This is a genomic window from Schinkia azotoformans LMG 9581 (assembly GCF_000307855.1).
Taxonomy (GTDB): domain Bacteria; phylum Bacillota; class Bacilli; order Bacillales; family Bacillaceae_J; genus Schinkia; species Schinkia azotoformans.
In genome coordinates, this window is record NZ_AJLR01000124.1 from 69,624 (window position 1) to 92,929 (window position 23,306).

Sequence of the window (23,306 nt, forward strand, 5' to 3'; positions counted from 1 at the left end):
GACTTCCGCCATTGCGGGCGGAAAGTCATGTCTTTCTAATAAATATGCATTTATCATATTTTATACCACTATACTCATTTTATCTTTAGGAGGATTCATTAATGGTCTCAGTAAACGATTTTAGAACTGGTTTAACAATTGAAGTTGACGGTGGAATTTGGCAGGTTATTGAATTCCAACACGTAAAGCCTGGTAAAGGAGCGGCTTTCGTTCGTTCTAAATTAAGAAATCTTCGTACAGGTGCTGTTCAAGAAAAGACGTTCCGTGCTGGCGAAAAAGTAGCTAAAGCTCGTATTGAAAATCGCAGAATGCAATATCTATATGCAAGTGGCGATGTTCATACATTTATGGATAATGAAAGCTATGAGCAATTAGAGTTAAACGCATCTCAAATTGAGCATGAACTTAAATTCTTAAAAGAAAATATGGAAGTTCATATCATGACATTCCAAGGAGAAACACTTGGGGTAGAGCTTCCAAATACTGTTGAATTAAAGGTTACTGAAACGGAACCTGGCATTAAAGGAGACACAGCTTCTAACGTAACGAAGTCAGCAACATTAGAAACTGGTTTAGTAACACAAGTTCCATTATTCGTTAACGAAGGTGACATGTTGATCATCAATACTGCTGACGGCAAGTATGTATCAAGAGCATAATTCATTAATAAAATTTAAACTGCGTCAAACAGAGGAGAAAAATTTTCCTCTGTTTTTTTTGTTTGGGTCTATTTTTCCATACTTATCATAATATTTAGCAGACGGACAAACAAATGGGGGGAACATTTTTGAGACGCTGGTTTGCACTCCTTGACACAGCAGTAATGTCAATGGCTGGGTTACGATTAATATCTGGATTAATAGAAGTATCAGCAGCAATCCTAATGCTAATATTCAATGATGTTAGAAAAGCGATGGCAGTAAATGCCGTTTTGGCCATTGTTGGTCCTACTGTTCTCATTCTCACGATGAGCATAGGTCTAATCAATTTAGCCGATGAAATATCTTTTTCAAAACTACTCTTTATTGGATTAGGTGTTGGATTAATTCTATTTGGAATTTATAAATAGTCATAAAACGCGGGTGGACATGCATAAATTGTCAGTAAAAGGTTATGTGAGGAGGAACACTGGTGAATGAGGTAATTTTTGAAATGCTGCCAACTACAATTGTGGAACGAATATGCCAGTATTCCGGGTCTGTTCAAAATAGAATCGAGGAAATTCGAATCAGACTTGAACGACCGCTTGAGCTTGTAATTGATGGGGAGCCTTTTTATCCAAATGGATATATTGTAACGAAACAGGATGGTCTTACTCTATTAAATAAACTAAGTGACTATTCTATCTATACATTAGAGGAAGAACTTAAGCGGGGATTTATAACGATCCGCGGTGGTCATCGTGTTGGGTTGGCGGGGAAAGTGATAACTGAAAAAGGCCAAGTCAAAGCGATTAAAGATATCACTTCCTATAATATAAGGATCGCGAAAGAAAAGGTTGGGATCGCTGATCCTCTTACTCCTTATTTATATCGTGGCAGATGGCTGAACACAATCATATATGGGCCGCCCCAAACAGGAAAAACAACATTATTACGAGATATGGCTAGAATGATGAGCACCGGGAGCTATGACAGCAATATACCATCTTTTAAGGTCGGGATTGTTGATGAACGGTCAGAAATTGCCGGCTGTGTGAAAGGGATTCCACAGCATCAATTTGGACCGCGAATTGACGTCTTGGATGCATGTCCTAAGGCGGAAGGAATGATGATGTTAATACGATCGATGAGCCCGGATATCCTTGTTGTGGATGAAATTGGAAGAATGGAAGATACAGAAGCCATTTTAGAGGCCGTAAATGCTGGTGTTGCTCTCTTTATATCCGTTCATGGCTCTAGTATGGAAGACTTATATAAGCGGCCATCGATTAAACCACTAATGGAACTGCAGGTGTTTGATAGATTTGTGGAGCTTTCAAGAAAATATGGACCAGGAACTATTAACACGATCCGAAAAAATAATGACGAGGTCATTTTCCATAAAGAAACGAGAGTGAGTCGCAGTTGAAACTAATCGGCGCCATTTTAATTATCGTTGCAACTACTTGGTTTGGGTTTGAAGCGGCCAAAAAATTAAGTGAACGACCAAGACAATTAAGGCAGCTTAAGGTCGCTCTACAATCATTGGAAGCTGAGATCATGTATGGACATTCTTCATTAAGTGAGGCATGCAATCATATCTCAAAACAATTCGAAAAGCCTTTATCTGTATTTTTTTCCAGATTTGCAAGGCGGCTTTCAGAAGGAGAAACTTTCGTAAGCTCTGCCTGGAAAGAAAGCCTAGATTCGATATGGAACAAGACGGCTTTTGGACAAGGTGAATATGAGGTATTGCGACAATTTGGGGAAACGTTAGGGCAGCATGATCGTGAGCACCAACAAAAGCATATTCGATTAACATTAATACATCTTGAACGTGAAGAAAATGATGCAGTAGAGAAACAAGGTCGATACGAAAAAATGGTTAAGAACCTTGGGTTTTTAACCGGATTATTAATTGTCATTTTATTGATGTAGTCGTTTTAGGAGGAGAATTTGATGGAGTTCAATCCGAGTATCATTTTTCATGTAGCAGGGATAGGGATCATAACGGCTTTTCTTCATACAATTTTTAAACAAATGGGTAAAGAGGATTTTGCACATTGGGTAACATTAATTGCTTTTATTTATATCTTATTTTTAGTCATTACGAAGCTGCAAGATTTGTTTATAAAGATTAAAGGAGTTTTTCTTTTTCAGTAGGGGAGGGGGCCAACATCGAAATATTACAAATAGTTGGTGTGGCACTAATTGCAACATTTTTAGCGTTAATTATCAAAGAACAAAAACCGGTATTTGCATCTATGTTGGTCATCTTCGTCAGTATCATTATCTTTCTTTTTCTGGTTGATCAGATCTATGAAATTATTCATATGCTTGAAAGAATCGCCGTTACAGCGAATGTCAATATGATGTATGTTGAAACGATTCTGAAAATCATCGGAATTGCCTACATTGCCGAATTTGGGTCGCAAATAACGAAGGATGCCGGACAAGGTGCAATTGCCTCGAAAATAGAGATGGCCGGCAAAATTTTGATTCTTATTATGGCCATACCGATCTTAACAGTCATTATCGAAACAGTGATTTCATTGATTCCTTCCTAAAACATTGATGTAGAAAGACGGTGAAAAAGTTGCTCTTGACACAAAAAAAGACAAAAAATTTGGTTTTTCTATTAGTAGCGGCAATATTTTTATTTATTTTACTTTCACCTCTTATTGTACAAGCTACCCCAAATGATACAACCCAAAGCTTTATTGATAGTGAACTTGAGAAGCTTGGAATCGACGGGGTGAAACGGTTTTGGGACGATATTAGCCATGAATACGGTGGTTTTTTGCCGGAGAGTCAAAAAGGAACGTTTATGGATTTTGTGAAAGGGGACAAGCAGTTTTCTGCGCAGGAATGGGTAAATGGTCTAATTAAATTTATTCTACATGAATTTCTGGCGAATGGAAAACTTCTTGGCACCCTTATCATGCTGACCATTTTTAGTCTTGTCCTGCAATCGATTCAAAATGCGTTTGAGCATCAAGCTGTCAGTAAGATCGCTAATGCGATTGTTTATATGGTGTTAATTATTTTAGCCTTGAATAGCTTTCATGTCGCTATATCGTACGCGGAAACAGCGATTCAAAATATGACGAATTTTATGATTGCCTTAATCCCGCTACTTTTAGGGTTAATTGCCTCACTAGGCAGTTTGGCATCTGTCGCATTCTTTCATCCGATCATTATTTTTTTAGTGAATACTAGTGGGTTGATTATCAAAAATATTACCTTGCCTCTTTTGTTTCTGTCAGCAGTACTCAGTATTGTTAGTACTTTAACTGATCATTATAAAGTCACACAATTAGCTGGATTGATGAGAAATATAGCAATCTGGCTATTAGGTACTTTTTTAACGATATTTTTGGGTGTTATTTCCGTTCAGGGGGCAGCTGTCTCTGTTTCAGACGGTCTCACAATTCGTACAGCTAAATTTGTTACAAATAATGTGGTACCTGTGTTTGGACGGACGCTTACTGATGCAGCGGATACGGTATTAAGCGCATCTGTGTTATTGAAAAATACAATTGGTTTAGTAGGGGTCGCTATTATCCTCATACTGGCCGTCTTTCCAGCCATTAAGGTTTTAATACTCGCGTTTATTTATAAGGTGGCTGCAGCCCTCCTGCAACCTTTAGGAGGCGGTCCGATCATTCAATGCCTCGATATCATGAGCAAAAGCGTAATTTATGTGTTTGCTGCTTTAGCTATCGTGTCAATTATGTTTTTTTTAGCGATTACGATCATTGTGTCAGCCGGCAATATTTCAATGATGATGAGGTGACATAAATGCAGTTTTTAACAACATGGGTCAGTAACATTGTCTTATTTGTATTACTTGCAATCATTATTGACTTATTAATGCCGAATTCAAGCCTTCAGCGCTATGCAAAAATGGTTATTGGTCTTTTATTAATTGTAATTATTTTAAATCCAGTATTAAAAATTTTTAATTCAAATATTGAAGATATATTGAAAACCTTTCGATTACCAACAGTTGAAGAGAAACTTGAAGTAGAAAATTTAATCGAAAACAAGAAAAAAGAAATACAAGCCTCACAACGTGCATATATTTTAGAACAAATGGCTGTCCAGATGAAAACAATGGTGGAGGGGGAGTTAATGAAAGACTATGGATTAAAGGTAGAAGCTGTCCAACTTCAATTTTCAGAGGATGAAGGACCATTGAGTGAAGAAGATCTAAAAGCGGTGAAGGTAATTGTTCATAAAGAAAATTCTAATGGTGATAACGAGAGTATACCGACTGTCAAAGATATCGCAATCGATACAACTACACCTTTTATAAAAAAAGAAAAAAATGATCTATCCGCAGTGGAACAATTTTTGGCTAAAAATTGGCAGCTTGAGCAAAGCAAAGTAGATGTAGTAATGGAGGGAGGGGAGATGTGAGAAATGACTGAAAAAAATAAAGATTTCAGCAGTTGGTTAAAAAAAATGTTTAAGAAGCCAGGTGAAAACGGAAATGATGAAAAAACAAATGATAAAAATTATCAAAAATACTTGCTAGTCATTTTAGCGATAGGGGTTGCCTTTATGTTAATAAGCAATCTATTACCATCTGGGAATTCCAATGAAAAAGCAGCTCCTGTTTTAGGATCTGTAAATTCAGAAGAAAAAGATGCGGCTGTTTTTGGTCAGAAAAAAGTAGAGGGTTCTGGTGAAATGGCTGATTATGAGGCTACATATGAGAACCAGTTAAAAGAGGCGTTAGAGCATATTGTAGGTGTTGAAGACGTGACAGTCATGATCAATCTGGATGCAACCGAGACAAAGGTGCTTGAAAAAAATACAGTTTTTCAAAGCCAACAAACGGATGAGGTGGACCGTGAAGGAGGGAAACGAAAAGTAGAAGATATGTCCCGTGACGAACAAGTTGTTATTATTCGAAATGGGGAACAGGAAACACCAATCGTCCTTAAAACTAAAAAGCCGGAAATTAGAGGGGTTTTAGTTGTAGCGAAAGGTGCAGAAAATTTAAAAATTAAGCAAATGATAATTGAAGCTGTAACGAGGGTGTTAGATGTACCTAATCATCGTGTATCAGTATTGCCGAGGAAAAGTGCAAGCACCCGTTAAGCGAAGTCCACTAGTCGCTGGGAGCTGGAACTGGACAATAAAAAAACTAAGGGGGATTCATCATGTTATTGAAAAAACAAACGGTATGGTTATTAACAATGGTTAGTTTGGTAGTTGTATTATCCGTTTTTTATATTACTTCACCACTACAGCCATCAGACGAGTATGCGTTAATGACATCCGAAGAAAAGGCTAAAGATCAAACTAAGGCTTCTGAAGAAGGTGTAGAGGTTTCAATTGAAGAAATGGCAGATGGAACTGTAGCTTCCAGCCTTTCTTCTGACGACCTATTTACAGCATTACGAATGGAAATTGACGACAATCGTGCTAAAGCCAAAGAAGAGCTTCAAGCGATTGTTGCATCAAGCGATGTAACAGCAGAAAAGAGAAGTGAAGCGTTGGATAAGATGGAGAATTTACAAACATTCCAGGCAAAAGAAGCAATCCTAGAAACTATGATCCTTGCGAATGAAAATTATGCTGATGCGCTTGTAAAAGCAGAAGAAAACCAAGTTAAAGTAATTGTAAAAGCGAAGGAGCTCAACTCAAGTTCTGCAAACGAAATTATGCGATTAGTTCGCGATGAACTTGGTCCAACAAAAGTAGCTGTTGAAGTACAGCCGATTAAATAGAAAAGCGGAAGCGACCGTTTAGCGACGTATAAACTGGAGCGCATCGACTGAGATAAAGGAAACACGACGAACGTAGTTTACGAGTTGCTGGTCGCTGAAGCTAGACACAAAAAGCGAATCGATCTAAGTCGGTTCGCTTTTTGTAGTTATAAAATTTTGTTGTAATACAGAAAATACTGTCAAAATATTACGAATCTAATAATATATTGTTGAATTTGAAATCAAACATTTATATAGTATTGTATATGGGGAAAATAATATTCAATTTCCTTAAATACAAAAATTTGTTATTAATAATATTTTATTAATTAAAAATTTTATTCCACAGGGGTAAAGAAGGAGTGTAGTACTTTGTTAAAAGTCCAAGAAATTAGAGAGCTTATTAAATTGCTTGATAGCACATCAGTTAGTGAGCTATCTTACGAAGAAAATGGTTGTAAAATTAAATTAAGAAAAGGTGTTGTAACTGGAGTAGCTGTACCTGAAGTTGTCCAAGCACCTACAGTAGTTCCACAGGTTCAAGCGGCACCTGTAAAAGCAGAAGCACCAAAGGTTGAGGCACCTAAAACTGAAGCACCAAAAGCAGAAGAAGCGCCTGTTAGTGCCGCTATCAATGATGAAACTTTACACAAAATTGTATCACCAATGGTAGGTACATTCTATGCTGCTCCGTCACCAGACGAAGATGACTATGTTCAAGTTGGCGACAAAGTAAATGCTGATTCAGTTGTTTGTATCGTTGAAGCTATGAAATTATTTAATGAAATTGAAGCAGAGGTTAAAGGCGAAATCGTTGAAGTTCTTGTTAAAAACGGCCAACTAGTAGAATATGGTCAACCATTATTTCTTGTTAAAGCAGAATAGGAGGTAGCTCTTGTGATTAAAAAGCTACTAATAGCAAATAGAGGAGAAATAGCTGTTCGTATTATTCGTGCATGTAAGGAACTAGGCATAGAAACAGTTGCTGTATATTCAGAAGGTGATAAGGAAGCACTGCATGTCCAATTAGCAGATGAGGCTTATTGCATCGGTCCGGTTGCATCAAAAGACAGCTATTTAAACAAAACAAATCTTATAACAATAGCAAAACTTACTAATACAGACGCTATTCACCCAGGCTATGGATTTTTAGCAGAGAATGCTGATTTTGCGGAGCTTTGTCGTGACAGCAATGTAATTTGGGTTGGTCCAAGCCCGGAAGCGATTAACGCAATGGGTACAAAAGACGTAGCGAAGGAAACGATGAAAAAAGCTGGCGTTCCGGTTGTTCCAGGTTCTGTAGGAATTGTTGAAACAATTGAAGATGCGAAAAAGGTTGTCAGTGACATTATCGGAGGATATCCAGTAATCATTAAAGCTACTGCCGGCGGCGGTGGTAAAGGAATTCGCGTTGCTACTAATGAAGAAGAACTTATTAAAGGGATTAATGTAACCCAAAAAGAGGCAGCAGCTGCTTTTGGTAACCCTGGTATTTATCTTGAAAAATATATTGAGGATTTCCGTCATTGTGAAATTCAAATATTAGCAGACAATCATGGCAATGTCATCCATTTAGGTGAACGTGATTGCACAGTGCAACGCCGTATGCAGAAGCTTCTTGAAGAAACTCCATCGCCTGCTATTGATGAAAAAACAAGAGCAGAGATGGGTGAAGCGGCTGTTAAAGCAGCAAAAGCTGTTAACTATTCAGGTGCTGGAACAGTTGAGTTTATTTATGATTATAACAATAAGAAGTTTTACTTCATGGAAATGAACACAAGAATTCAGGTAGAGCATCCAGTAACAGAAATGGTAACTGGAGTCGACTTAATTAAGTGGATGATTCGTATCGCTAATGGTGAAGAATTAACACTTAAACAAGAAGATGTAAAGTTTGAAGGCTGGGCAATTGAATGCCGTATTAATGCTGAAAATCCTGATAAAAACTTCATGCCTTCACCAGGAGAAGTAAAAATGTATTTACCTCCAGGCGGCTACGGGGTACGTATTGATTCAGCTGTATACCCAGGATATAAAATCCCGCCATTCTATGATTCAATGGTGGCTAAACTTATTTGCTACGGGGAAACACGTGACGAAGCAATTGCAAGAATGAAGCGGGCTCTAAGTGAATTTGTGATAGAAGGTATTGACACAACCATTCCTTTCCATCTACGATTATTAAATCATGAGAAATTTGTGGATGCAGATTTTAACACAAAGTTTCTTGAGAAGTATGATTTAACAGAGAAAAAGTAATACTTATGAAAAGGTTACAGGAAAGGAGCTGTTTTAATGTCTGAAAATCAATTGATTGATATGACAGAGCACTCTACGAGTCTTGGAAAAGTTGAAATTGCCCCTGAGGTTATTGAGGTTATCGCTGGATTTGCCTCCGCAGAAGTAGAAGGTGTGGCCTCTATGCGAGGGAATTTCGCTACAGGTGTTGCAGAAAAACTTGGACGCAAGTCGCATGGCAAAGGAATTAAGGTTGAACTTGGAGAAGAAGGTATTGTCATTGATGTCTATGTTGTAATGCAATTTGGAGTCTCTATTCCAGATGTTGCAAAAAGAATTCAAGATAATATTCGCCAAGCTTTACTAAACATGACTGCTCTTGAGGTCAACGAAATCAATATTCATGTCGTTGGCGTACAGTTTGAACAGAAAACTGAGGAAGAAGAGCTGGATTTATAAAAAATTCATAGTCAATAATAAAGTCAGGGGGAATATCTCCTTGGCTTTTTTTTAGCATTGTTAAAAATTGTGTCAGTTTATGGTATCATCTTTCTATACTGTTGAAAGGAAGTTATTTTATGAAAAGAAGAACAGCAAGGGAAAAGGCGTTACAATCGTTATTCCAAATAGATCGAAGCCAAATTGAACCTATTGAAGCTATCCGCTACACATTAGAAGATGATGAAAGTGATCCGTTTTTAGAGGATCTTGTTATAGGAACAACAAAAAATCTCATTGAAATAGACAAGCATATAAGCGAAAATTTAGAAAAGTGGACAATTGAACGATTAGGTAATATTGACCGCTCCATTTTACGAATGGCTACATATGAGCTGATTTTCTTGGAGGACATTCCTTATAGTGTCTCAATGGATGAAGCGATTGAGTTAGCCAAAAAATTCGGTGATGATACTTCAAGTAAATTTATTAACAGTGTACTATCGAAAATTAAAAATAAATTAGCGCAAAAATAATTTTTAGGGGGAGTTTTAAATGACAGCGAAAATTATAAGTGGAAAAGAAATAGCCACTAGGCTTAGAGAGGAAATGAAATTAGAAGTAGAAAAACTCAAGAGTCAAGGCGTAACCCCAGGTTTAGCCGTAATATTAGTTGGGGATGACCCTGCTTCCCATTCCTATGTAAAGGGTAAGAAAAAAGGCTGTGAGGAAGTTGGCATCTATAATCGTTCTATTGAAGTACCGGCTACATTAACGGAAGAAGAACTTCTTGGCATGATCGACGAATTAAATAACGATGATTCGATTCATGGGATTTTAGTGCAATTGCCTTTACCTAACCATATTGAAGAGAAAAAGGTCATTGAAAGAATTTCGCCTGAAAAGGATGTTGACGGATTTCACCCTATTAATGTGGGTAGAATGATGACTGGTCAAAAAGCATTTCTTCCATGTACACCGTTTGGAATTTTAAAAATGGTCCAATTGCAAAATATCGATATTGAAGGCAAGCATGTTGTTGTTGTTGGACGCAGTAATATCGTTGGTAAACCGGTTGGACAGCTGTTTTTAAATGAAAATGCTACTGTTACATATTGCCATTCAAGAACAAAAGACCTTAAAGAAATCACGACTCAAGCTGATATTCTTATTGTTGCTGTTGGTAGAGCAAATTTCATCGGCAAGGATCATATTAAAGAAGGCGCTGTTGTCATTGATGTCGGAGTAAATCGTTTGGAAACTGGGAAATTATGTGGGGATGTTATCTTTGATGAAGGACTTGAAGTAGCAAGCTACATTACACCTGTACCAGGTGGTGTCGGTCCATTAACGATTACAATGCTTTTATACAATACAATTGAATCAGCAAAACAAAAAATTGGAGTTCGTTCATGACCGAGCAAAAATTTTTAACGGTTACCGCATTAACCCGCTATTTAAAAAGAAAGTTTGATACGGACCCACATTTGCAAGAGGTTTGGATTAAAGGAGAGCTCTCTAATTTCAAATGGCATAGCCGTGGACATATGTATTTCACACTAAAGGATGAAAATACTCGGATTCAAGGTGTCATGTTTGCTGGTGATAATCGTTATATAAAGTTTAAACCTGAAGACGGTATGAAGGTGCTCATTCGCGGTGAAGTAACTGTTTATGAAGCATATGGACAATATCAGATCTATGCTAAAGAAATGCAGCCTGACGGAATTGGCAATCTTTATTTAGCCTTCGAAGAACTGAAAAAAAGGCTTGAGTTTGAAGGACTGTTTGCCCAGGAAAAGAAAAAAGTGATCCCGAAGTTTCCGGAGCACATCGGTGTTATTACTTCTCCAACAGGTGCAGCGATTAGAGATATTTTAACGACCCTTAAGCGGCGCTACCCCATTGCCCGGGTTACAATCCTTCCAGTTTTGGTTCAAGGGGAACAAGCCGCAGCTTCGATAACGAAGGCGATTCAACAAGCCAATCTGGTTGGTGATTTTGATGTGATTATTGCTGGTCGTGGTGGTGGCTCAATTGAGGATCTCTGGCCCTTTAATGAAGAAATAGTGGCTAGGGCCATTTTTGAATCAATTATTCCGATCATCTCGGCAGTAGGACATGAGACAGACTTTACAATTGCTGATTTTGTCGCTGACTTAAGGGCGCCAACTCCAACTGCAGCAGCGGAACTAGCGGTTCCTCACCTTGAAGAATTGCTAGAAAGATTAGCAGTGACCAAGGGTAGAATGATCAGAGCCATGAATGAAAGAATAGCTGCTCGGAAAAAAACCTTACAGCATCTGCAAAAGTCATATGCTTTCCGCTATCCAAGACAGCTTGTCAATCAAAAGGAGCAAGAACTGGACAGGTTGCTTGATAAGCTTTCTAAAGAAATGACCCGCAAGCTTGATACGAAAAAGGATAAGTTTATCCAGCTGAAAGCAAGATTAAAGAAATCCCATCCGGCTGCCCAAATTAGCCGAGAAAACGAACACTTAGAGCGTCTTATTCGCGGGCTGGAACGGGCGGCAATGAAACGAATGAATGAAAAACGGTTGCAGCTTAGTAATACAGTGACAACGCTAAATGCTTTAAATCCATTAAAAGTGATGGAGAGGGGTTATAGTCTTGTTTATAATGAAAAGCAAAAGCTTGTTAAATCGATTAACCAAATTGGACCAGGTGACACAATAAAAGTTCGTTTAACAGATGGCAGTCTTGATTGTCAGGTGTGGGGTATAGAGGAGAGTGAAAATAAATGAGTGAAGAAGAAAAATTAAGTTTTGAACAAGCAATGAAAGACCTCGAGGAAATTGTGGAAAAGCTTGAAGAAGGAGATGTACCTTTAGAAGCTGCGATTGTATATTTCCAAAAAGGGATGGGCTTGTCGAAAATCTGTCATGATAAACTTCAACAAGTAGAAAAACAAATGGAGCAAATTCTCGAAGAAGATGGAGAAATGAAGCCATTTGTTTTAGAAGAAGATGGGGGAGAAGCATGACCAAGTTACTAAGCAATTATTTAAAAGAAAAAAAAACAATGGGTGGACATGATTATGCCATCCTGCATCGAAAAGATTGAGGCCCCGGAGATTATTAAGGAATCTATGATTTATTCTTTAAACGCCGGTGGTAAAAGGCTCCGTCCTATTCTTTTATTTGCAACATTACATGCCTTTGGTAAGGATGAAAAATTGGGGATTGACGTAGCCTGTGCGCTTGAAATGATTCATACGTATTCTTTGATTCATGATGATTTACCTAGTATGGATGACGATGATCTTCGCCGAGGAAAACCGACTAATCACAAGGTTTACGGAGAAGCTGTTGCGATTTTAGCGGGTGATGGACTCCTCACACATAGCTTCGAAATTATCGCGAAATCGAAGGAACTTTCCGATACGTTAAAGGCTAATATTATCGCGTTTCTAGCCCAAGCTGCTGGACCAAGTGGTATGGTTGGTGGACAGGTCGCTGATTTGTTGGGTGAACAAAAAGATTTAAATGTAGAGGAACTCGAATATATTCATGAACATAAAACTGGAAAATTACTTAGATTTGCGGTTGTTGCTGGGGCAATCATTGCAGGTGCTTCTAAGGATCAGCAAGAATGTCTTGATCAATTTGCGAGACATCTTGGTCTAGCCTTTCAGATCAAAGATGATATTTTAGATATTGAAGGGGATGTAAAGCAAATTGGCAAGCCAGTAGGCAGCGATGTAGGTAAAGACAAGAGCACATACCCAAAATTACTAACATTAGAAGGTGCAAAGAATAAGTGCAATGATCACCTAACATCAGCTAAAGAGTGGTTAGAAAAAGCAAATGTTGAGTCTGATTTATTGCTTGAAATAGCAGACTATATTGTTAACCGTGATCATTGAGGATTTGTAAGCTTTATGGTAAAATACATAGTAACAATTGGAGTGGTGCAGTATTCTAGTCAGTCTACTAATTCTGAAGGCGGGCCTAAAAATCCGCTAAAGGGCACATCGATGAAGTTCCTTGTGTTGGCTTGAGGCGCCCAGCCTTGGGTTGATGCTGGGAGTTAAGGTCGAAGGGCGATCCACAAAGGCATGTGGGCGTTGACCCTTCTTCCGCGGAGGCCCATTTTCGTAGGTTATTGTTAAATCAAATTCCTATGGGATGGGGTATGAACCTGTTTTTGCAATGCGGGAAGCAATGTAAGCAGCGTAGCCTGCCTTGAGTGGAGTTAGAGGGGATTATGGGAAAAGCTAGGGTTCACGAGTAGGCCACTCAGACCTTTAGAAATGAGTCCATATGAAATCTGCTCTGCAAAAGAGGCTAGGAATTAGTTAAAGGCTGTAGAGGAAAACTCCTAGACTGTTCAACATTGACATATAATGGGGATTATAGTGCGGACTAAGTGGTAATCCAGTCTAGCTGCTGGCGACACAGCTAAGGTAGGTTCAAAGGGAAACCGCCATAGTGGCAACACTTGGTACTTACTTGGGAAAACCTACTGGACCTAAGCCGCAGTTTTTACCCAATATATGACCACTCCCCATACATATACATGATTAGAGTCCTTAAAGGGGATTAAGAAGTTAATGAAAGAATTGATACATAAATCGATACGTTTTAGTTTAAGTGTTGCCGTTATCACATTTGTGTTAGCGGCTATTTTTTCAATTATTTCAACTGTTATGCTAAGTGGTGTAAAATGGGGAATAGGCATGCTGCTTGTCTTGGTCATTGTCCTAGTAGGTATTTTTTTTGATATACTGGGTATTGCTTCAACGGCAGCTGATGAAACGCCATTTCATGCGATGGCTTCAAAAAAAGTCAACGGATCAAAACAGGCCATATTAATAACGAGAAATGCTGATCGATTTGCTAACTTTTGTAATGATGTAATTGGGGATATTTCTGGTATTATCAGTGGAACTGCATCTGCACTTGTCATCATCCAAATCGCAACAGGTTTTGGGTATAGCGAAGATTCAGCTTTTCAATATATAATATCAGTTGTGTTTACGAGTATTGTTGCCGCCCTAACAGTTGGTGGAAAAGCATTTGGTAAATCATTTGCGATTCGCTATTCAACCGAAATTATTTTTAAGGTTGGACAGCTTTTATTCCATCTTGAAAATAAATTCAAAATAACGATAATCAAAGAACAGAAAAAACGCAAAGCTAAGAGATGAAAGTGAGTTGCTATCATGAACCTAGAAAATATTAAAGACCCCAAGATGATCAAAAGCCTTTCAGAGGAACAATTAGAAAAGTTAGCTGAAGAAATCAGAAAATTTCTAGTTCAAAAGCTTTCTACAAGTGGTGGTCATTTAGGTCCGAATCTTGGTGTAGTAGAACTTACACTAGCCCTCCATAAGGTATTTGATAGTCCAAATGATAAATTTTTATGGGATGTTGGGCATCAATCTTATGTTCATAAAATTGTTACCGGTCGCGCAAGCGGGTTTGATACCCTTAGAAAATATAAAGGAATGTCCGGATTTCCGAAAATGAGTGAGTCTGAACATGATGTCTGGGAAACAGGTCATAGTTCAACTTCACTTTCTGGTGCCATGGGAATGGCAATTGCCCGGGATTTAAAGGGAACGGATGAAAAAATTATTCCGATTATTGGTGATGGGGCTTTAACCGGTGGTATGGCTCTAGAGGCATTAAACCATATTGGTCATGAAAAGAAGGATATTATCGTCGTCTTGAATGATAATGAGATGTCAATTGCCCCGAATGTTGGAGCTTTGCATAATATTCTAGGGAGACTCCGAACTGCCGGGAAATACCAATGGGTCAAAGATGAATTAGAGTATTTAATGAAAAGAATTCCGGCCATTGGCGGTAAGGTCGCTGCTACGGCAGAACGAATTAAAGATTCCTTGAAATACTTGCTTGTTTCCGGTGTCTTTTTTGAAGAATTAGGGTTTACTTATTTGGGGCCTGTTGATGGCCATAGTTTTACTAATCTTATTGAAACATTTCAATATGCTAAAAAAACAAAAGGCCCTGTACTCGTTCATGTCATCACTAAAAAAGGAAAAGGTTATAAACCAGCAGAATTGGATACGACAGGAAAATGGCATGGTGTTGGCCCATATAAGATTGAATCCGGTGAAGGAGTCCAACCGGTTTCTGCCGCTCCGGCCTGGAGTAAAGTTATCAGTGATGCTGTTTTAAAATTGGCAAGAAAAGATAAACGGATTGTTGCGATTACCCCAGCAATGCCAATGGGCTCCAAACTGATGGAATTCGCTAAGGAATTCCCCGAGCGCTTTTTTGACGTCGGAATTGCCGAGCAACATGCCATAACGATGGCTGCAGGATTAGCTACTCAAAAGTTTAAACCGTTCCTAGCGATTTATTCTACCTTTTTACAACGGGGCTATGACCAAGTAGTTCATGACGTATGCAGACAAAAGCTAAATGTGATTTTTGGAATTGACCGTGCCGGTCTAGTTGGTGCTGATGGAGAAACACATCAAGGAGTTTATGATATTGCCTTTTTAAGACATATCCCTAATATCGTCATTATGATGCCAAAGGATGAAAATGAAGGGCAACATATGGTTTATACAGCTGTCCAATATGATGATGGACCAATCGCACTACGCTTTCCACGTGGGAATGGACTTGGTGTGGCAATGGATGATGAATGTAAGGAAATTCCGATTGGTTCGTGGGAAATCTTAAAAGAGGGTAATGATGCAGCCATTCTTACGTTTGGAACAACGATTGAAATGGCGCTTGATGCGGCAAAACAGCTCATGAAGGTTGGCGTTAACGCTAAAGTTGTCAATGCCCGTTTTATAAAACCGCTTGACGAAGACATGCTTCATACTATATTGTGCACGGGTATGCCAGTCTTAACGATTGAGGAAGCTGTGCTTCAGGGTGGTTTTGGCAGTGCTGTTTTAGAATTTGCTCATGACCATCAATATCATAACGCCCAAATTGACAGGATGGGTATTCCTGATAAATTTATTGAACACGGAAGCGTATCAAAGCTTTTGGAAGAAATAGACTTAACAACGGAAAAAGCAGTGGAAAAAGTACAAAAGCTGCTTGAAAAACAAAGTATAATAAAACAGCAAAGGGCATGAAGGAATGAGCACTAAAAAAGAAAGAGTTGATGTTTTACTGGTCGAGAGAGGCCTATGTGAAACGAGGGAAAAAGCAAAAAGAGCAATTATGGCCGGGCTTGTTTTTACACCAGATGAACGGATTGATAAACCGGGTGTTAGAATCGAGATTGATACACCGCTTGAACTTAAAGGAAAAGTGATGCCATATGTATCAAGAGGCGGATTAAAATTAGAAAAGGCAATTAAAGTATTTGACCTCAATTTACAGGATAAAATTGTATTGGACATTGGGGCATCTACGGGCGGTTTTACGGACTGCTCGCTGCAAAATGGAGCGAAGCTAGTGTATGCCCTTGATGTTGGTTATAACCAATTAGCTTGGAAGCTACGTCAAGATGAACGGGTAGTAGTGATGGAAAGAACAAATTTTCGATATGTAACGCCAGCCGATTTAACACATGGATTGCCTAATTTTTCAACTATTGATGTGTCGTTTATTTCCCTTAAACTCATCCTGCCGGTTCTCAAAACAATACTTGCAAATGGTGGTGACGTCGTTTGTTTAGTGAAACCGCAATTTGAAGCCGGTAAAGATGAAGTTGGGAAAAAGGGCATTGTCCGTGATCGGAAAGTTCATAGTAAGGTTTTAGAGGACATCATTCAATTTGTTACAGCAATAGGATATAGTGTTAAGAATGCATCATTCTCGCCAATCACAGGTGGTGAAGGGAACATCGAGTTTTTATTACACCTAAATTGGGATAGTGATGAAAAAGGACAACAATCTACCGCTATAGATGCTGCAAAAATTGTTCAGGATGCCCACGAAACACTTAAAGAACAATCGTGAAAAAGGGTAACAAGCAAATGTTATCCTTTTTATTTTTGGAAAAATCGTTTAACATAATAATATGTAGAAAAATGCATAAAAGGTGGTGTTTTTTTAGATGAATAAGGGACAAAGACATATAAAAATTAGAGAAATTATTTCAAACAATGATATCGAAACACAAGATGAGCTTGTCGAAATTTTAAAAAATCAAGGATATAATATAACGCAGGCAACTGTCTCAAGGGATATAAAGGAGCTACACCTTGTCAAAGTCCCAATGGCAGATGGACGGTATAAGTATAGTTTGCCAGCTGATCAACGCTTTAATCCATTACAAAAACTGAAAAGGTCATTAATAGATGCATTTGTAAAAATAGATTCAGCCGGACACCTTATTGTTATGAAAACGTTACCAGGAAATGCGAATGCAATTGCGGCATTAATTGACCATTTGGATTGGGATGAAATAGTCGGAACGATTGGTGGAGATGACACGATCCTAATCATTTGTAGAACAGCCGATGCTGCGGAGGAAATTTCAAATCGTTTTCTGGATATGCTTTAATTGAAGAGTGTATTCGAATTAGGAGTGTAACAAAAATGTTAGCAGAAATGTCCATTAAAAACTTTGCGATAATTGAATCACTCGGGGTTTCTTTCCAAAAAGGATTAACTGTATTAACTGGAGAAACAGGAGCTGGAAAATCAATTATTATTGATGCAATCAGTCTAGTAGCCGGGGGCAGAGGATCGTCTGAATTCGTACGGTTTGGCTGTAATAAGGCTGAAATTGAAGGATTGTTTTTATTAGATAATGATAATCATCCGTGCATAGAGAAAGGGAAGGAGTTAGGCATCGACATCTCGGATGGTATGGTTGTCTTACATAGGGATATATTAACAAATGGAAAGAGTATTTGTAGGATTAATGGTAAGCTCGTTACTTTAGGAATTCTTCGTGAAATAGGACGAACATTAATTGATATTCACGGTCAGCATGAGCATCAGGATTTAATGAATTCAGAACGCCATTTACCGATGATTGATCAGTTTGATGAAAAAAGAACTGTACCTGCGATTGAAGAATATCAACAGCTTTATAATCAATTTTTAAAGTTAAAGAAACAGCTAAAGGGCTTAACAGAAAACGAGCAAAAAATGGCGCACCGCTTGGATTTAATCCAATTTCAGCTAAGTGAAATTAAAAATGCGGAGTTAGAGCCGGGTGAGGAAGAGACTTTAATAAATGAAAAAAGCCAGCTTTCGAATTTTGAAAGAATTCATACCTCCGTTACCAGAAGCTATAAAGCATTATCCGGGGAACAGCAGGGCTTGGATTGGGTAGGACTTGCCATGAGTGAATTGGAGAATGTTTCTTCTCTAAATGATAAATTAAAAGCAATATTTGAAAACATTTCCAGCAGTTTTTATTTACTCGAAGAAGCCACATCGTCTTTAAGAGACCAAATTGATCTTTTGGAATTTGACCCTGAAAGGCTGGACTTTATCGAAACACGCTTAAATGAAATTCGATTTTTAAAGAAAAAATACGGACAAACAGTTGAAGATATTTTAGAATATGCAGCTAAAATTGAAGATGAGATCGATCAAATCCAAAATCGTGAAGTTCATTTAGACCGATTACGAAAAAACATCAAAGAGATCCAAAATGACCTACAATTAGAGGCTGAAAACTTATCGGAAATTAGAAAGCAAATTGCTGAAAAATTAAAACATGAAATACATAAAGAATTAAAAGATCTCTATATGGCAAAGACCGTTTTCGATATTCAATTTGCCTTGCCTGACCCACCTGAATTTTTATCGACAGGTATTGATAAGGTTGAATTTTTAATCTCAACGAACCCGGGAGAACCGCTAAAACCTTTGACAAAGATTGCTTCCGGTGGCGAATTATCAAGAATCATGCTGGCGTTAAAAAGTATCTTTTCTAAACATCAAGGCATTACTTCCATCATTTTTGATGAAGTGGATACAGGTGTCAGCGGCCGAGTGGCTCAATCAATGGCAGAAAAGATATACAAAATTTCAAATGGTTCGCAAGTTTTATGCATAACCCATCTGCCGCAGGTAGCAGCAATGGCAGATGCACATCTATATATTTCCAAAGAAACAAAAGGAGACAGAACGGTTACATCGATTTCAGAATTACAAAGTGAAGAAAAAGTAAAAGAAGTGGCCCGAATGATTTCAGGGGTGGAAATTACCGATTTAACAAAGCAGCATGCAAGTGAATTGCTGCAATTGGCAAATCAAATGAAAGTAAGGGCCTCTACTGAATAAAGTTAAAGCTATCCAAACTAGGATAGCTTTTTTTCATTTTATAAAGTTATAAATACGATGTCTGAGGGCAAAATTATAACTGTAACCATATAAACATGCGTTATGTTGTGATGCGTTATGGTGTGGGATAGGAGCGAGGAGAGTGAAATGATTGAAGCTAGATTTGATTAGAAAAATAGTTGGTTTAATTCTCCTTGTTCTTTTAATTGGTGTTGGCTTCCTTAAACCAATTCAGGAGTATGTTTCTATACCAAAAGAAATCACTCTTTTTGAAGGACAAGAAGCAAATGTAACATCATTACCTGTCTTTTCACAAACAAAAGAAAATGCCATTTATTCAATAGCTGAAAATGGCGAAAAAACGCTTTCTATAAAAGGAGAAGAAAGCGGTGAAGAGAATATGTTGTTAGAAATGGCAGACTTTCCTGTAAAAAATGTTGATATAAAAATACTGCCTGACTTAAAAATCATTCCAGGCGGCCAATCGATAGGTGTTAAACTGAATACACTTGGCGTTTTAGTTGTGGGCCATCACCTTATCGAAACAAAACAAGGACCTAAATCTCCAGGTGAAGATGCAGGAATTAAAGTTGGAGATATTATTATGGAAATTAACAATGAGCCAATCCAACAAATGAGCGATGTCACAGAATTTGTTGAAGATGCGGGTAAAAATGGGAAAGTATTAAAATTAATAGTGATGAGAGACGAAAAGAAGTTTGAAACTGAACTGAAGCCGATTAAAGCAAAAAGTGAAGAAAAATACCGAATGGGTTTATTTATAAGAGATTCGGCTGCCGGAATTGGTACAATGACTTTTTACCATCCCGGCTCCAAGAAATATGGGGCACTTGGCCACGTCATTTCCGATATGGATACGAAAAAGCCGATTGTTGTTCATGATGGACAAATTGTCCGTTCTACCGTTACATCAATCGAAAAAGGGGCTAATGGAAGCCCAGGTGAAAAACTGGCACGTTTCTCTAATGAAAAAGATATCATTGGCAACATTAAAACAAACAGTCCATTTGGTATATTTGGTGAATTATCGAAGGGAATTAAAAACGGAATAATGGATACTCCCCTACCGATCGCTTTATCAAGCGAGGTGAAAGAGGGACCGGCTAAAATCTTAACAGTAGTTGGAGGAGACAAAGTCCAGGAATTCGATGTGGAAGTTGTCAGCTCAGTTCCGCAAAAATTCCCGGCTACCAAGGGGCTGGTCATAAAAATCTCCGATCCTGCCTTGCTTGAAAAGACGGGCGGAATCGTTCAGGGAATGAGTGGAAGTCCGATTATACAAGATGGCAAAATTATCGGAGCCGTAACACATGTTTTTGTAAATGACCCAACTTCAGGATATGGTGTTCATATTGAATGGATGCTAAATGAGGCGGGAATTAATATTTATGCAGATACGGCAAAAGAAGAGGATAAAAAAGCGAGCTAAATAGCTCGCTTTTTCGACATATTTCGACAAAGTTCTATTTTGTCTATTGTCAAATATCATAAATAGTCGAAAAAAAGAGTATAATGAAGAAATGTAAAGATAATGCTGAATTTTTATTATTTTTTTAAATTTTAAAAGGATTTTACGTTGCATTGTCGAATCTTTCAGTTACAATGGAATTGAGGATAACGTAACTGAGGAGGAAATTTTTGTGCATAAAAAGATAAAGGTTTGTTTAGTAGATGATAATCGCGAATTAGTTTCGCTTTTAGAAGAGTACCTATCCAATCAGGATGATATAGAAGTAATTGGGGTAGCATATAACGGACAGGAATGCTTGAACTTGTTAGAGGAATATGATCCGGATGTGCTTGTCCTAGATATTATTATGCCTCATTTAGATGGTTTGGCCGTTTTAGAAAGAATGCGTGACTTAAATAAATCATCATTTCCAAATGTAATTATGCTAACAGCGTTCGGTCAAGAGGATGTTACAACAAAAGCAGTGGAACTTGGTGCCTCTTACTTTATATTAAAACCATTTGATATGGAAAACCTTGTAAATCATATTCGTCAAGTTTCAGGGAAAGCGACTACATTTGTTAAGCGCCCTGTTGTTACAAGATCAGCGGTGGAGCCAAAGGCTAAAAGTCTTGATGCCAATATCACAAGTATTATCCATGAAATTGGAGTTCCGGCACATATTAAAGGATACTTATATCTACGTGAAGCAATTTCAATGGTTTATAGTGATATCGAACTTTTAGGGTCGATTACTAAAGTTTTATATCCGGATATTGCGAAAAAATATAATACAACGGCAAGCCGTGTTGAACGGGCAATTCGTCATGCGATTGAAGTGGCTTGGAGTCGCGGCAATATCGACTCCATTTCGAATCTATTTGGCTACACAGTAAGTATGTCAAAAGCCAAGCCGACGAACTCTGAGTTCATCGCCATGGTTGCAGATAAATTAAGATTAGAACATATGGCTTCTTAATTCAGGGGTGTCAAAAGACAGCCCTTTTTTTTTACATTTACTGTATGAATTTTAAGAATAATTATTGAAGTATTTGTGCATACACGTTAAAATTAGAGAAATATGAAGACATAGTATTAATTTTATTTAATAGGTGGTTAGAGAGAATGAAAGTTGCAAAATTTGGCGGAACATCTATGGCAAGTGCTGAACAATTAATTAAAGTAGCAAATATAGTAAAAGCAGATGAAAATAGAAAAATAATCGTTGTCTCTGCTCCAGGGAAAAGATTTAAAGAAGATACAAAAACTACAGATTTATTAATTGCTTTGGGAGAAAGCTGTCTCAAAGGTGAAAATACAGATGATAAGCTTATGGCGATTGTTGATCGCTATAAGGAAATTGCTGAAAACCTTAACTTATCAAATGAGATTATCGATGAAATTTCAACGAATTTACATGAATTAATTCAAGCTGATCAAACAAATACAGACCGCTTCATGGATGGTTTAAAAGCCAGCGGTGAAGATAATAGTGCAAAGCTTTTTGCGTTTTTCTTAAATTCAACTGGTGTAGCCGCTTCGTATGTAAACCCTAAAGATGCGGGGATTGTCGTAACAGATGATCCAGGAAATGCACAGACTTTACCTGAAACATATGAAAACCTTAAGAAATTAAAGGGCAGGAATGAAGTCATTGTTGTACCAGGTTTCTTTGGATTTTCACCTGAAGGAAACCTTGTTACATTTTCTAGAGGTGGTTCAGATATTACTGGTTCCATCATCGCCGCAGGGGTAGATGCAGAGCTATATGAGAATTTCACCGATGTTGACTCAGTTTTTGTAGCAAATCCGAATATTGTTGATGATCCAAAAGAAATTAAGGAATTAACATATAAAGAAATGCGTGAGTTGTCTTATGCTGGTTTTTCAGTTTTCCATGATGAGGCTTTAATTCCAGCCTTCCGTGCTGGTATCCCAGTATGCATTAAAAATACGAATAACCCTTCTGCACCCGGTACTTTCATTGTTGCTGAAAGGGACTTCTCAAAAGACCCAGTTGCAGGAATTGCAAGTGATTCAGGATTTTGCAGTATCTATGTAAGCAAATATTTAATGAATAGAGAAATTGGTTTTGGTCGTCGTTTATTGCAAATTTTAGAAGATGAAGGGATCTCTTATGAGCATATGCCTTCAGGCATTGATGACACTTCCATCATCCTTCGTGAAAATCAATTATGTGATGAAAAAGAACAACGTGTATTAGACCGTATTAAAACAGAATTGAATGTGGATACAATTTCTATTCGCCATAACCAAGCAATGATTATGGTTGTTGGCGAGGGCATGACAAGCTACGTTGGTATTTCAGCAAAAGCTACAGCTGCATTTGCTCGTGCAGGGGTTAATATTGAAATGATTAACCAAGGTTCTTCAGAGGTAAGTATGATGTTTGCCGTTGCAGAGTCAGATGCACCTAAAGCTGTTGTGGCGTTATATAATGAATTTTTTACAGAAGCGGCCAATCAAGAGGAGCTTCCATTAGTTTTAAGATAATTAGAAAAGCGTAAGCGCCCGTTCAGCGACGTATAAACTGGAGCACATCGACTGAGATAAAGGAAACACGGCGAAC

26 protein-coding genes are annotated in these 23,306 nt (G+C 37.9%); all 26 read left to right on the forward strand.

Annotation, left to right across the window (positions count from 1 at the left end; genetic code table 11):
- Window positions 1-101: 101 nt before the first annotated feature.
- The 26 genes from efp to BAZO_RS15100 all read left to right on the forward strand — a co-directional run bounded on the left by efp (window position 102) and on the right by BAZO_RS15100 (window position 23,230).
- On the forward strand, window positions 102-659 hold the full coding sequence (gene efp, locus BAZO_RS14975) for an elongation factor P (protein WP_003332470.1): 558 nt from the start codon (window positions 102-104) through the stop codon (window positions 657-659).
- Between the two features lie 113 nt (window positions 660-772).
- Window positions 773-1,069 (forward strand): YqhV family protein, encoded by a 297-nt coding sequence (locus tag BAZO_RS14980; protein WP_087946164.1) that lies wholly within the window; start codon window positions 773-775, stop codon window positions 1,067-1,069.
- An 83-nt stretch (window positions 1,070-1,152) separates the two neighbouring features.
- Window positions 1,153-2,070 (forward strand): stage III sporulation protein AA, encoded by a 918-nt coding sequence (gene spoIIIAA / locus BAZO_RS14985; protein ID WP_407697165.1) that lies wholly within the window; start codon window positions 1,153-1,155, stop codon window positions 2,068-2,070.
- Complete coding sequence (gene spoIIIAB / locus BAZO_RS14990) at window positions 2,067-2,579, forward strand: stage III sporulation protein SpoIIIAB (protein WP_003332473.1); 513 nt, start codon at window positions 2,067-2,069, stop codon at window positions 2,577-2,579. Before spoIIIAA ends, spoIIIAB begins: the two co-directional genes overlap by 4 nt.
- 21 nt (window positions 2,580-2,600) lie before the next feature.
- The gene (gene spoIIIAC / locus BAZO_RS14995) at window positions 2,601-2,804 is read left to right on the forward strand and encodes a stage III sporulation protein AC (RefSeq protein WP_003332474.1); all 204 of its coding nucleotides are present in this window, start codon (window positions 2,601-2,603) and stop codon (window positions 2,802-2,804) included.
- 14 nt (window positions 2,805-2,818) lie between these two features.
- Window positions 2,819-3,208 carry a stage III sporulation protein AD gene (gene spoIIIAD / locus BAZO_RS15000; protein ID WP_087946165.1) on the forward strand — a complete coding sequence of 130 codons (390 nt, stop codon included), beginning with the start codon at window positions 2,819-2,821 and terminating at the stop codon, window positions 3,206-3,208.
- A gap of 35 nt (window positions 3,209-3,243) precedes the next feature.
- Window positions 3,244-4,437, forward strand: coding sequence for a stage III sporulation protein AE (gene spoIIIAE / locus BAZO_RS15005; RefSeq protein WP_003332477.1), 1,194 nt, complete (start codon window positions 3,244-3,246; stop codon window positions 4,435-4,437).
- Between the two features lie 5 nt (window positions 4,438-4,442).
- Complete coding sequence (spoIIIAF, locus tag BAZO_RS15010) at window positions 4,443-5,063, forward strand: stage III sporulation protein AF (protein WP_003332478.1); 621 nt, start codon at window positions 4,443-4,445, stop codon at window positions 5,061-5,063.
- Between the two features lie 3 nt (window positions 5,064-5,066).
- Complete coding sequence (spoIIIAG, locus tag BAZO_RS15015) at window positions 5,067-5,750, forward strand: stage III sporulation protein AG (protein WP_003332479.1); 684 nt, start codon at window positions 5,067-5,069, stop codon at window positions 5,748-5,750.
- A gap of 62 nt (window positions 5,751-5,812) precedes the next feature.
- On the forward strand, window positions 5,813-6,382 hold the full coding sequence (locus BAZO_RS15020; protein WP_003332480.1) for a SpoIIIAH-like family protein: 570 nt from the start codon (window positions 5,813-5,815) through the stop codon (window positions 6,380-6,382).
- A 351-nt stretch (window positions 6,383-6,733) separates the two neighbouring features.
- Complete coding sequence (gene accB, locus BAZO_RS15025; RefSeq protein WP_003332481.1) at window positions 6,734-7,246, forward strand: acetyl-CoA carboxylase biotin carboxyl carrier protein; 513 nt, start codon at window positions 6,734-6,736, stop codon at window positions 7,244-7,246.
- 12 nt (window positions 7,247-7,258) lie between these two features.
- Entirely contained in the window at window positions 7,259-8,620 is a 1,362-nt protein-coding gene (gene accC, locus BAZO_RS15030) for an acetyl-CoA carboxylase biotin carboxylase subunit (RefSeq protein WP_003332482.1), read from the forward strand.
- A 36-nt stretch (window positions 8,621-8,656) separates the two neighbouring features.
- Entirely contained in the window at window positions 8,657-9,058 is a 402-nt protein-coding gene (locus BAZO_RS15035; protein WP_003332483.1) for an Asp23/Gls24 family envelope stress response protein, read from the forward strand.
- 119 nt (window positions 9,059-9,177) lie between these two features.
- Window positions 9,178-9,573 (forward strand): transcription antitermination factor NusB, encoded by a 396-nt coding sequence (nusB, locus tag BAZO_RS15040; RefSeq protein ID WP_003332484.1) that lies wholly within the window; start codon window positions 9,178-9,180, stop codon window positions 9,571-9,573.
- Between the two features lie 19 nt (window positions 9,574-9,592).
- Entirely contained in the window at window positions 9,593-10,453 is an 861-nt protein-coding gene (folD, locus tag BAZO_RS15045) for a bifunctional methylenetetrahydrofolate dehydrogenase/methenyltetrahydrofolate cyclohydrolase FolD (protein WP_003332485.1), read from the forward strand.
- Window positions 10,450-11,802 (forward strand): exodeoxyribonuclease VII large subunit, encoded by a 1,353-nt coding sequence (xseA, locus tag BAZO_RS15050; RefSeq protein WP_003332486.1) that lies wholly within the window; start codon window positions 10,450-10,452, stop codon window positions 11,800-11,802. Before folD ends, xseA begins: the two co-directional genes overlap by 4 nt.
- Window positions 11,799-12,041, forward strand: a complete 243-nt coding sequence (locus BAZO_RS15055; protein ID WP_003332487.1) for an exodeoxyribonuclease VII small subunit — start codon at window positions 11,799-11,801, stop codon at window positions 12,039-12,041. The genes xseA and BAZO_RS15055 overlap by 4 nt, the downstream gene beginning before the upstream one ends.
- 54 nt (window positions 12,042-12,095) lie before the next feature.
- A complete protein-coding gene (locus BAZO_RS15060) occupies window positions 12,096-12,923 on the forward strand; it encodes a polyprenyl synthetase family protein (protein ID WP_003332488.1) in 828 nt (275 codons plus the stop codon).
- Between the two features lie 687 nt (window positions 12,924-13,610).
- Entirely contained in the window at window positions 13,611-14,207 is a 597-nt protein-coding gene (locus BAZO_RS15065; protein WP_003332489.1) for a hypothetical protein, read from the forward strand.
- A 15-nt stretch (window positions 14,208-14,222) separates the two neighbouring features.
- Complete coding sequence (gene dxs / locus BAZO_RS15070; RefSeq protein ID WP_003332490.1) at window positions 14,223-16,127, forward strand: 1-deoxy-D-xylulose-5-phosphate synthase; 1,905 nt, start codon at window positions 14,223-14,225, stop codon at window positions 16,125-16,127.
- Between the two features lie 4 nt (window positions 16,128-16,131).
- Window positions 16,132-16,959: a TlyA family RNA methyltransferase gene (locus tag BAZO_RS15075; protein WP_003332491.1), complete on the forward strand. Its 828-nt coding sequence runs from the start codon at window positions 16,132-16,134 to the stop codon at window positions 16,957-16,959.
- Window positions 16,960-17,056: 97 nt separating this feature from the next.
- Window positions 17,057-17,506 carry a transcriptional regulator AhrC/ArgR gene (gene ahrC / locus BAZO_RS15080; RefSeq protein WP_003332493.1) on the forward strand — a complete coding sequence of 150 codons (450 nt, stop codon included), beginning with the start codon at window positions 17,057-17,059 and terminating at the stop codon, window positions 17,504-17,506.
- 35 nt (window positions 17,507-17,541) lie between these two features.
- Window positions 17,542-19,245 (forward strand): DNA repair protein RecN, encoded by a 1,704-nt coding sequence (recN, locus tag BAZO_RS15085; RefSeq protein ID WP_003332495.1) that lies wholly within the window; start codon window positions 17,542-17,544, stop codon window positions 19,243-19,245.
- A gap of 151 nt (window positions 19,246-19,396) precedes the next feature.
- Window positions 19,397-20,695: a SpoIVB peptidase gene (gene spoIVB, locus BAZO_RS15090; RefSeq protein WP_003332496.1), complete on the forward strand. Its 1,299-nt coding sequence runs from the start codon at window positions 19,397-19,399 to the stop codon at window positions 20,693-20,695.
- Window positions 20,696-20,873: 178 nt separating this feature from the next.
- Window positions 20,874-21,695, forward strand: coding sequence for a sporulation transcription factor Spo0A (gene spo0A / locus BAZO_RS15095; protein ID WP_211208564.1), 822 nt, complete (start codon window positions 20,874-20,876; stop codon window positions 21,693-21,695).
- Window positions 21,696-21,841: 146 nt separating this feature from the next.
- Window positions 21,842-23,230, forward strand: a complete 1,389-nt coding sequence (locus tag BAZO_RS15100; protein ID WP_003332498.1) for an aspartate kinase — start codon at window positions 21,842-21,844, stop codon at window positions 23,228-23,230.
- The last annotated feature ends 76 nt before the right edge of the window (window positions 23,231-23,306 follow it).

Bases quoted from the DNA above. Each gene is read 5' to 3' on its own strand.
- BAZO_RS14980 (WP_087946164.1), top strand. From the start codon at position 773: ATGGGGGGAACATTTTTGAGACGCTGGTTTGCACTCCTTGACACAGCA.
- BAZO_RS15060 (WP_003332488.1), top strand. From the start codon at position 12,096: ATGCCATCCTGCATCGAAAAGATTGAGGCCCCGGAGATTATTAAGGAA.
- spoIIIAA (WP_407697165.1), top strand. From the start codon at position 1,153: ATGCTGCCAACTACAATTGTGGAACGAATATGCCAGTATTCCGGGTCT.
- ahrC (WP_003332493.1), top strand. From the start codon at position 17,057: ATGAATAAGGGACAAAGACATATAAAAATTAGAGAAATTATTTCAAAC.
- nusB (WP_003332484.1), top strand. From the start codon at position 9,178: ATGAAAAGAAGAACAGCAAGGGAAAAGGCGTTACAATCGTTATTCCAA.
- recN (WP_003332495.1), top strand. From the start codon at position 17,542: ATGTTAGCAGAAATGTCCATTAAAAACTTTGCGATAATTGAATCACTC.
- spoIIIAG (WP_003332479.1), top strand. From the start codon at position 5,067: ATGACTGAAAAAAATAAAGATTTCAGCAGTTGGTTAAAAAAAATGTTT.
- BAZO_RS15035 (WP_003332483.1), top strand. From the start codon at position 8,657: ATGTCTGAAAATCAATTGATTGATATGACAGAGCACTCTACGAGTCTT.
- efp (WP_003332470.1), top strand. From the start codon at position 102: ATGGTCTCAGTAAACGATTTTAGAACTGGTTTAACAATTGAAGTTGAC.
- BAZO_RS15055 (WP_003332487.1), top strand. From the start codon at position 11,799: ATGAGTGAAGAAGAAAAATTAAGTTTTGAACAAGCAATGAAAGACCTC.
- spoIIIAF (WP_003332478.1), top strand. From the start codon at position 4,443: ATGCAGTTTTTAACAACATGGGTCAGTAACATTGTCTTATTTGTATTA.
- BAZO_RS15020 (WP_003332480.1), top strand. From the start codon at position 5,813: ATGTTATTGAAAAAACAAACGGTATGGTTATTAACAATGGTTAGTTTG.
- BAZO_RS15065 (WP_003332489.1), top strand. From the start codon at position 13,611: ATGAAAGAATTGATACATAAATCGATACGTTTTAGTTTAAGTGTTGCC.
- spoIIIAC (WP_003332474.1), top strand. From the start codon at position 2,601: ATGGAGTTCAATCCGAGTATCATTTTTCATGTAGCAGGGATAGGGATC.
- folD (WP_003332485.1), top strand. From the start codon at position 9,593: ATGACAGCGAAAATTATAAGTGGAAAAGAAATAGCCACTAGGCTTAGA.
- BAZO_RS15075 (WP_003332491.1), top strand. From the start codon at position 16,132: ATGAGCACTAAAAAAGAAAGAGTTGATGTTTTACTGGTCGAGAGAGGC.
- BAZO_RS15100 (WP_003332498.1), top strand. From the start codon at position 21,842: ATGAAAGTTGCAAAATTTGGCGGAACATCTATGGCAAGTGCTGAACAA.
- xseA (WP_003332486.1), top strand. From the start codon at position 10,450: ATGACCGAGCAAAAATTTTTAACGGTTACCGCATTAACCCGCTATTTA.
- dxs (WP_003332490.1), top strand. From the start codon at position 14,223: ATGAACCTAGAAAATATTAAAGACCCCAAGATGATCAAAAGCCTTTCA.